Origin of the sequence: Pedobacter sp. Leaf176 (assembly GCF_001424305.1) — a bacterium.
GTDB lineage: Bacteria > Bacteroidota > Bacteroidia > Sphingobacteriales > Sphingobacteriaceae > Pedobacter.
Genome location: NZ_LMPD01000008.1, coordinates 186,275 through 196,039, shown reverse-complemented (window position 1 = coordinate 196,039; position 9,765 = coordinate 186,275). Strand labels below are relative to the sequence as shown.

Genomic DNA, 9,765 nt, shown 5'->3' with positions numbered 1-9,765 from the left:
AGAGGCCTAGGCCTCTCCATCTGTTACCTAAAGATGGAGGCCTTTATTTTGGGAGTTGATCATCTTTGAAAAGGTGTTCGACCTGTTGATACGGTTGAACTGAACCTAGACCAGAATGTCCTAATTCAATAAGTTATCCCTGAATTTGTGGGGAGTACTGCCTACCTCTTTTTTAAACAGACGCGAGAAATAAGTAAGATTCTCAAAACCAAGCGCCGAGGAAATCTCCGATATGTTCATATCACCCGCTGTAAGCATATTCTTTGCCTCAGCAATTAAAAAAAGGTGGATAAGTTCCAAGGTGGTTTTACCTGTTTCCTCTTTAAGCAGGTCGGTTAAATAACGGGGCGAAATATGCATCTTTTCCGCGAGCGAAGCCACACTAGGCAGCCCGGTATACTTCAATTTTCTTTCTTCGAGATTTGCTGCGAGCAAAGCATTGAACCTGGTAACCGTTGCCCCGCTTAATGCAGTCCGGTTAATAAACTGTCGTTTGTAAAAACGCTGTGCATATTTCAGTATCGAATCAATATGACTGATGATGATCATTTTGCTATGTTCGTCGGTATTATTGTTATACTCCTTTTCTATCGCGAAATACAGGTTCCAGATGATACTTTCTTCATTCGGTGAAAGATGCAGTGCCTCATTAACCTCGTAATCGAAATAGCCGTACTTTTTAATTTCACTATAGAGCGAAGTTCCAGGTAAGTAGTCCTCGTGAATAATGATCATAAAACCCTTTTCCTTTAGTTCTGTATTTTTGAACAGTACTTTCTGTTGCGGTTTGATGAATGACATAGCGCCAAGGTCATGGTCATACTTGGTTTTTCCGTAGCGGATTAGCCCTGATTTTAACTTTTTGAATCCAATGATGTAAAATGCCGAAGTAAATTCGAGGTCGCTAATGCCTGGGCAACTATCACCGTAAGCTACGCTGAATAAAGGGTCTTCAGGCGGCTTGAAACCAAGAACCTCATACAGCTCGCTGATTTTTTTGAAATGCTTCATATTGTTACAATTTTAAATCTGGATCCGGTAAATACGGGGTCTCGCTTCTGTTGTTTTCTCTTAACCATGTTCCGCCACAGCAACATCCTGCCAGGCTGAATAGTATAAGACAAATTTCCGTTAATAATCGACAGCTTTTATGATACAGAAGTAGACAATTTTGAAACGTTTTTACGTTTAACCATTAGTGCAGGCATGCCAATTTGTGAACTAAACGACACGGCTTAATTGCTCAACAGCTATCAAACACGTGCGTCAATTCCGTATTGCTCTTGAAAATCCGGATGTAGCGGAGGATCTTGAACTCATGGACATGAGAAAAGTTCGTTCTTTTTAAAATAAAAAATCAACCTTCGAGACTTAAACAGGTCCTTAAAGGAAAAATGAAATATGTAGGATGATGGCTAATAATAATACAAATATTAACATTTAAGTTTAGTAATATTAAGTTGTTTACAAATTTTTAATTATTTTGTTAAAAATAATTTAATTTGTAGCTTGCGTTTGAAAATTAGCCTCTCAATATGAATACATACCTCACTTATTCTGAACATTCCCGTCAGAAAATTATGTGTAAGTTAACAAATGACTTACTTTTTCCAGTTAAATACTTTTATCCCTACTATAGTTTTTTATAAAATTTATTGTAGGCAATTCCAACTAGCTTCTCCATCTCTAAAGATTAATCTAAATGAAAAAAAAATGCTCAAAATGAAAGCAATAGTTGCTTTCTTATTTATTTTTATATGTCTATTCATCCAATCTTGTAAAAAAGACCGGGGGAGGCCTGGATTTCTCGAAGATTCTGCTATAAACAGTTATTTTAAATCTGCAAAAGAAAGAAGCAGGTACTTCCTTGAAGGGGGCAGGAACTATGAGCTTAATTGGAGCAAAGTTCAACGTATCGGAAATGGAAAACACTCTTATTTAATATTTAAAGTAAATGACAACACTGAGTTGGTATTTGCCGACGTTAACTGAGCTTTAAAAGGTTATTACAATAAAAGACAAACCTTATATTCAGCAGCCAAAGACAAAATAGATTTTGTATTCTCAACAGATTTGGATGATGACAAGACCTACATAGCTACCTATTATCAGCGCAAGAGAGTTGCTTTTTTACCAATGGAATGGGTCATCAGTTCTATGAAATGCAAAGGACTTAATGAGCAACCTATATCAAATTCTAACTTTGAAGGTCGAATAGCATTAGGTGGATTGAAAGATAATTTAGTTATGGCCTCTGTATGGGATCATTTAAGGTGCTGGCTACAGTTCTCAGTTTATAGAGAAAATGGCCCCGACGGAGCAGGTTGCTATTGGTTGGATATTGGTGGTATTTGGGATGCGATAAAAAGCTTATTAATAATGCGTTTAATCAGGATGATGACGGACAACCTTTACCTACTCCCCCTCAAATCGGAGCAATGTTAGATTGGGGAGAATCTATTACCGCTGGACTGCCAGATTGGGGTCCACCGAATAATCAGGGAACTTATGATCCGGTAAACACTCCGAGCGGGCCAGGGAATGTGGATACAGGATTGCACCAATATCCGCCTAATCAATGGGATGCACCCACTGTTTCTGGTTATAGTAACCAGCTTATCTCCGATTTAGGATTAACTGGGGCTAAAGCTGATTTCGTAATTTTCTATCCAAATATAGCTCAGGCATTGGTGCAATACAGAATACAAAATAACTATTCACCTGAAAGCATTACTTTTCAGAATTGGTCGATAAATTATTTGATGGCTCAGAACCCAATGAGATTTGAGGAATTTAAAAATGTTTACCTTAATACGCCCGAATCTTTAAATCTGTATAAAATCGATGACCTAACTAAGCTTCAATATCCAAGGTTCGCAAAAGTTGTTAATCAATTAAAACCTTATCTATTAGCTAATCCGAAAGTTATCGATGGAATTATGAATTACACAGGGTACACAAGAGAGCAGGTATTAGATTTAGCTACACCGGGAAGAGGACCGAAACTTGTTGTTACAGACAATCTAACTATATACGCTACGGGCAAACCTGATGCTCAATATCTTCGCTGGAAAATGGACAATTCAGGAATTAACCCAATCCTTGATTCAAATGGAGATAAAATAAAAGAAGATAGGATTTTTATTAATAAAGCAACCGTAGAAGAACTTGAAAATGGTTTACTACAATTAAACCCTGCTGTTGAAAAGAAAATGCAGGGTTTAGCATTTTTATTAGCTATAACCATTTTTCATGAAACTGTTCATTATGGCCGTCAGTGGAACGAAAAAAATAAACTAGATGATTGGACTGAATATGGATGGCTATTAGAAGATAAGTATATAGGATTTAGAGTATATCACGATAACGCTGGAAACTTGGTTAATTATAATTTTAAACTACAATAAAAATGAAGGTTATCATTCTACTTTTAATCTGGACAATGTCCTCTTGTCTTTCAGATAATAATACAATTTCATGTGATAAAAAGAATGCCATTCAGAAGTGCTTAAACTATTTAAGTACGGAAGATAAAAAATATAAAAACATCACTATAATAAATAGTAATGAGACGAAAAACATGAAACTTTTTTGGAAAGGCATACCTGTTTCATTTGAAGAAAATGATTTAAGTAGCATCCGGGATTTGGTTCAAACAGGAAAGCTGTACTTTCTGGTTGATAGAGTGACATGTAACGCAGACAAAACACGTATCAGTCTTGTCTGTATAAATGCCAATCTGAGGTATGAATTTGAATTGTATAAATCGAATGGTAAGAAAGAAACGATACGAATCGCACAAGAAATAGATGATGCTTTACCTTTCAGGTGACCCTGTTCATTAGAACTGATAAGACAATGCAGAATACACAACGAATTATAACTTTAAACTGACATGAGATATGTTATTGGTATAATATTGACATTGCTTATCGCTTGCAGTCACGGCAACAAAGCCACCGTATGCGACACCACAACACTTTTACAAACCTGTTTAGATTCTCTTTCCAAATCTTCAGATTTAAAATTTATGGACACAACCAATATTATCATTTTATATAATGATTTGATAAAAAATCCCACAAATCTGCATTGGGGTGGCAAAAAAGTTACATTTCAGAACAAAACGAAACAAAATACAAAAGCTTTTTTTAGAGAAAGTGATTATTCATCAAAAGACAGATCTATCTTTATTAATTCTATTTCATGTGATGAAACTAATGCAGAAGTTGCTTTTGATTTCGTTAATACCCAGTTACTCGTCATAGTTTATCTAAGAAAAGATAAAACCAACCGTGTTTTTGAAGTAAAAAATATTGGGGAAGTATACCGATAACAGCTACGCGGGGCTTTCAATAAGCAATGACTTGAGATCCTAACTTTATTAACTTATGATGCGCCTGGCTGACAGATGGAATAGCAAGATGTAATTTTGATGCCCCTATAAATTACTTAATGGATCGATTTTACAATGACTTATATGAAAAATGCTCTGTAATTATTTTGGTTATGCTACTCGGAATCAGCGCCTGTAAAACGAGCTACAAATATCCAAGATTTGATTTTGACAACGGGCCTAATCCCTGTATAAACGCATTTAAAGATAGGATGTTCTTGTCCATACTCCGAGAAGCTTATAAGGGTACAAATGCCATTAAAGAAATTTCGAAGATAGACGTGGGGAACCCTTACGATGGAATTTCTTCGCCAGAACTTTTTAAGAAAATTGATTCTATCGCAGTAGGTTTTTACAAGAAAATTCCTCCACCTTCTGTATGTGATGAATGTACTGAAGAGCAAAACTACTTTATGGCTCAAGCTTTACATTTTTATGCAAGTAAGGAATTAGATTCAATTGCGCGGACTGAACTTAAAGAAATTTTCTTCAGATTGTTTTAAGTAATTAACCTTAATACCTCTGAATTTTTGAATCTGTATGAAATTGATGCCTGACTTAGCTTAATATCCAAGGTTCGCAAAAGTTGTTATCAATTAAAACCTTATTTAAAGTTATTGAAGGAAATATGAAATATACAGGGTACACAAGGAAGCGGGTACTAGATTTAGCTAAGCCATAGAGAGAACCAAACCTTTTTTTTTAAAGAAAAACTAACTGATATGCTACAGGCAAACCTGATGCTCAATATCTTTGCTGGAGAATGGAAAATTCAGGAATTAACCCAATCCTTGATTCAAATCGAGATAAATTAAAAGAAGATAGGACTTTTATTAATAAAGCAAACTGGAAGAACTTGAAACCAATCCCAGTTTCGAACTAGGATAAGTTACTGTTTTCCCCCGCTCATTTGCGGCCTGCAAAAACGCCCGGCCCGCAAAACCATTTCTGTTTTTGCCCTTCGCATATACGGAGAAGCTTGGTTAGGGAATACAGCAGTCCCACATATTGCATCATGTCGTAAACATCTTGGTTTGAGTACAAGACGCCTCACCCTATGGCTTTGCAAACAGCCTCGAACAATTATTTGCTCATTTTTTTTTTGGATTACAATAGAGCGCTGCATCTGATTTCATTTGGGGGAAGCTTTGGAACTCAGTTGCCATACTTTTAATCTCAAATGAGTTGAAATATGATAGTCCAAGTTTTGTCTTACCCCTCTTAAAAAAAGTCAGTGAGCAATTCCTTTAAATAGGTCTCGGTCTCTGAAAGGCTTCCGTGACGATTTGCAGAACAGATCTCGGCCAGGGTCCAGCCCGCCCTAAACTTCCTTACGTTCGAGAGGTGCTTAAAGAATACAGCGTGTAGTTCTTCCCGGTCAGGCCAGTAGCTCCAGGCATTTCTGAAACCGGTTGTAGGCATAATTTTCTGAGCACATTTTGTGTGAAATAAAAGTGTCTGCAGAACCAAGCAGAAAATATTCCTTATCAAATTTTTCTATCTGTAATTTATCAAGTTCTATTCTTAAGTTTATATCAATATTTACCGGAATTGATTTTTTGTTTTTTGAGACGACACCGGGAATTGTGATGGTATTGTCTTCTAGATCGATGTACTTAAGCTGCAAGAACCGGAGCTCCTTTGGTCGAATGCAGGTATAATAAATCATCCGCACAAAGAGCTGGCAGTATTTGTCGTGCTTGTCCAGCCACTCCATAATCGTCTTGAAGTCACGTTCGGAGAATACCTGGTGGGATTCTTTCCGCATCTTCTTTCGGGTCTCTGAATTGGTTACGGGATTTTCTACTATATATTTATTTACTTTTAGAAACCTGAAGAGATTATTTAGTGCTATCCTACAATTGTTGTAGGTTACCCCTGCCCAATTTTCCTCCCTTTCCTTTGTATTCAGGAAATCAGTGATCTCGAAATCGCTGATTGTAGCTACCTTTTTTCCTCCTCCGTAAAACCTGATAAAGGCATTAATTGTGGAGCGATAGGTGCTCATCGATTTTGGACGTGTTCCCTTGGCCCTATCATAGGTTTCAAAGAGGTTCAATGCCTCATCTAAGCTAATCCCAATAATCTCTTTTTTCAGACGGTTATTTGCGTGCTCATCAAGCGGATTCCAACCGCCTTCCAGCGCAATGCGGTAAGCCTCGCAAAGATGGTTGAAATTGCGGAGCTTTTCCCTTGGATCTTTAATCCTGTTGAGTTTCCGTGTAACACGTATGCGTTCCATTCGCTCCTTTTGCGCATTGTGGTAGAAGAATTCTATATACCAGCTCTGTTTCGCTACTTCTTTTTCCAGGGTGCTTCCGGCAGGAACCCTGGTAATGTTCCTTCCCTTGACCAGGCGCGGTACGGTATAAGGCAGTTCAGGAATCTCCATGGAACTGAAAATACCTGTATGTGCTATTTTTTTGGGGTATCACCTTGGGGATTCCGATTGATTTTCGGCTTATACAGAATAAAAACCTCGGGTTGTCTTTTTGCCGGACGAGATAATTTTTTTTTTGAAATCTGCTACTGGCAGATTTGTGGCAGAGTTATCAATCTGACTAGCGCGTAAATTACTGCTAGTCAGAGCTTTAGGATTTCTGGTGGAGAATATCGGAGTGGATATTTCATCAATTGCGAGCTCTAAACGCTGTTTTTGATGCTCTAAAAGGGGTTTTTTATCCATCATTTTGAGTGATTTGGCTGAGTTTTGGCAGAGTTTTAAATGTTAAAAATCATCAAAAATCTGCATTAACAGGTATTTAAGCTTAATTTTTTAAAAAATTGTATTACCTAATTTACGGTATTTGGCTGAATTTTCCAAAAAAAATGAAATTTATTAGTGGATAATTTTGTGTTTACCACTGTTTTATTTTCATCATTATTTAAGTTTTTTTGCCGGCATTTCGAAGTTTAATGACTGAGTTTTGGCTGAGTATTTTTCAGATAATGTAGTTTTATAAGGCTTCAACACATACGTTTATTACAATTTATTGCGTTAATAAACATGGAAAACTATAATTTTCGCATAGTTAATCTGTACGGATTGAAAGGGCGTAGCTATGTATCATTCTATATGAATGGGAAGCGCTTTAGAGAATACAATGGCAACAATCTTCAATTAAAGATCTACCCCAACAGGTCGAAATCAATAAAAGAAAAAGTTAGGCTTTTGAAAAGGCTTATGTTAGAATTGATGAAAGCCATCGAAGAAGAAAATTATCCAGTTATATCTGACCAGCCAATTTGTCGTGCTAAATTAATATCTAATAAAAAAACAATAACCTACCCTACTCAAATTTTGTTAGACAATGCAATACAACGAAAATTGCATGCAGACCTAAGTTACTATTATAAAAAGAATCTTAAGGCTGCATATTTACATTTTACTTCCTTTCTTACAAAAGAAGAACCTATCGAGGATATTCGTAGCTTGAAACAAGAACGAATTCAAGAGTTTCTTGATCGCTATGCATCTTCTGGAGCAAATTATATGAATAGGAGACGTGAAATTGGCGTCCTATTTTCTAGTATAAATTTAACAACTGGACTTAATCTAAATTTTTTGATTCATACTCCTACTATGAAAAGAAAGGCAAAGCTACATAGGATCTATGAAAGGGAACAATTGCTGGAAATTTTTCACTTCTTAAAACAAAAACATCCCAACCTTTATTTGTGTTGCATAATATGCTATGGATGCTTTCAGCGCCCACACCAAGAAATCAGAAACTTAGCAGCATCAAATTTCAAAAAGGATTGTTCGGAAATACATCTTTCTGGCGACGAGAATAAAAGTGGAAGAGTGCGAACTGTATATATACCTGATTTTGTAAAGATAGAACTGCATGAAAGAATAAAAAAACTTACAAGAATGGCAGAATATTTTTACAGGAAGAAGAGTTGCTTTCAACCGAAGCTATTTTCATACGCAATGGCAACGGCTAAAAGATGAAATGTTGGAAAAAAAATTACTTTTCCCATTGCAAACACTTTATTCATTCAGACATTCAGCAGCTGTAAACGTCTATCGTAAAACCAAAGACCTAGATATTGTAAAAAGAATGATGGGGCATTCAGATATGATTGTGACTTTGAAATATCTTAGAAGTCTAGGTGAATATACCGATGATTCACTCCGTGATTTTATGCCAGATCTTGAAAGCTAATCCAGTCTATTCTAAACGGAGCTTAGGCACCAAATACAAATTTAACTTTACGACATTAAAAATGGTTATTCGTTAGGTAATATAGTCCCATCACTATCGAAAGCTCTATCTTTAAAATTACCATCTTTGTCAAATAAAAAACTTGGAATTCCTTTTTCCACGAGATAGTTATGCATTCCTCCACCAAATACCTGATTAAGTAATATAGCATAATCCGTGTGTAGCCATTCTGTGTAGACGTCACCTGTAAAATTTTCTTTAGGTATCTGAGATATGGTCAAGGAATCATCTGTTATGTCTTTTAGTTCGAAGCTATAAGGATCATTAAATAAATGTTGCCTATACATACATTGGATAAATAAATTTTTCAGCTGTATTGGAGCCAAAATATTGCTCAAGTACACTCTATATTGGTCAGCAAATACATATTTCTGAATTTCGGAATCTGCCAACATAACTACAATCCCTATCTCACCTAATCGTAACATTATGCATTGTTCGGGTACCGCATCAAGGTAATCGAAGTTGTCTGAAGCATTTTGGCCCGTTTTCAGATGACAAATAAAGATTGATCCAGGAAAAAAATTTTCAAACTTTATACGTTTATCAATACTTCTAAGCAATAAATGATTCAAACTCATTGATTCAAAGTTTTCTTTCCTAACTATTTTTTCAGAATGAGGGTCTTTAACATTTTCCTTAAAAAAGGTCTCTTTATAAAGCCATTTATAAAAGATTAATTGACACCATTGGTAAATAGCAATTAAAGGAACATTCTCTTTAAAGAATTGGTAGCCTTTTTCTACCCCGTTTTTAATAATTGACTCTAGTTTGGAAAGATGTTCGTTATTACAAACGTTACAGCAAGGTATGATACTTCGTTTATAATCATACCTAATACCATTTAATAATGTAATACTTTTGTCCCATAGGTCGAATTTGTTAAGTATCCATTGTGGGAAAATATGCTCCTTGGTAGAATTATCTTTTGTTAGAGTTTTTCCACATAAAAAGCAAAGCTCCATAGATGCATATTGTCGTTCAAACCACTTTTCAAAAGAAATCCTCGTAGGCGTCATACTATATTGATTTTAGAGATACAAAGATAGTAATGTGCTTCTGCAAGAAGAAGCCTTCGAGGTCAATTGAAAATGCTAATTGAGGAAACCAAAAGCACTCACCCGTTGCCCTACCCTAATT

The 9,765-nt window shown here is 35.9% G+C and carries 11 protein-coding genes; 7 read left to right on the top strand and 4 right to left on the bottom strand.

From position 1 onward, the window contains the following. Positions 1–120 precede the first annotated feature (120 nt). Complete coding sequence (locus tag ASF92_RS20725) at positions 121–1,011, bottom strand: AraC family transcriptional regulator (RefSeq protein WP_056097657.1); 891 nt, start codon at positions 1,009–1,011, stop codon at positions 121–123. Between the two features lie 711 nt (positions 1,012–1,722). On the opposite strand from ASF92_RS20725, the gene ASF92_RS20720 reads away from it, so the two are divergent. From ASF92_RS20720 to ASF92_RS20695, 5 genes are all read left to right on the top strand, one after another. Then, the gene (locus ASF92_RS20720; RefSeq protein ID WP_157264020.1) at positions 1,723–1,992 is read left to right on the top strand and encodes a hypothetical protein; all 270 of its coding nucleotides are present in this window, start codon (positions 1,723–1,725) and stop codon (positions 1,990–1,992) included. A gap of 359 nt (positions 1,993–2,351) precedes the next feature. Beyond that, on the top strand, positions 2,352–3,407 hold the full coding sequence (locus ASF92_RS20710; RefSeq protein WP_157264018.1) for a hypothetical protein: 1,056 nt from the start codon (positions 2,352–2,354) through the stop codon (positions 3,405–3,407). Between the two features lie 2 nt (positions 3,408–3,409). Continuing rightward, positions 3,410–3,832, top strand: coding sequence for a hypothetical protein (locus ASF92_RS20705; RefSeq protein WP_056097647.1), 423 nt, complete (start codon positions 3,410–3,412; stop codon positions 3,830–3,832). Positions 3,833–3,895: 63 nt separating this feature from the next. Beyond that, on the top strand, positions 3,896–4,336 hold the full coding sequence (locus tag ASF92_RS20700; protein ID WP_056097645.1) for a hypothetical protein: 441 nt from the start codon (positions 3,896–3,898) through the stop codon (positions 4,334–4,336). Positions 4,337–4,455: 119 nt separating this feature from the next. Further along, entirely contained in the window at positions 4,456–4,899 is a 444-nt protein-coding gene (locus ASF92_RS20695) for a hypothetical protein (protein ID WP_056097643.1), read from the top strand. A gap of 875 nt (positions 4,900–5,774) precedes the next feature. Here ASF92_RS20695 and ASF92_RS20690 read toward each other — a convergent pair. After that, positions 5,775–6,788, bottom strand: a complete 1,014-nt coding sequence (locus ASF92_RS20690) for a site-specific integrase (RefSeq protein ID WP_056097642.1) — start codon at positions 6,786–6,788, stop codon at positions 5,775–5,777. A gap of 69 nt (positions 6,789–6,857) precedes the next feature. Continuing rightward, positions 6,858–7,085 (bottom strand): hypothetical protein, encoded by a 228-nt coding sequence (locus tag ASF92_RS20685; RefSeq protein ID WP_056097640.1) that lies wholly within the window; start codon positions 7,083–7,085, stop codon positions 6,858–6,860. 318 nt (positions 7,086–7,403) lie between these two features. On the opposite strand from ASF92_RS20685, the gene ASF92_RS20680 reads away from it, so the two are divergent. Beyond that, a complete protein-coding gene (locus tag ASF92_RS20680; protein WP_056097638.1) occupies positions 7,404–8,351 on the top strand; it encodes a hypothetical protein in 948 nt (315 codons plus the stop codon). A gap of 1 nt (position 8,352) precedes the next feature. Then, positions 8,353–8,565, top strand: coding sequence for a site-specific integrase (locus ASF92_RS20675; protein WP_056097636.1), 213 nt, complete (start codon positions 8,353–8,355; stop codon positions 8,563–8,565). A gap of 65 nt (positions 8,566–8,630) precedes the next feature. Here the strand turns inward: ASF92_RS20675 and ASF92_RS20670 are convergent, their stop codons facing one another. Then, on the bottom strand, positions 8,631–9,644 hold the full coding sequence (locus ASF92_RS20670) for a hypothetical protein (RefSeq protein ID WP_056097633.1): 1,014 nt from the start codon (positions 9,642–9,644) through the stop codon (positions 8,631–8,633). Between the last annotated feature and the right edge of the window lie 121 nt (positions 9,645–9,765).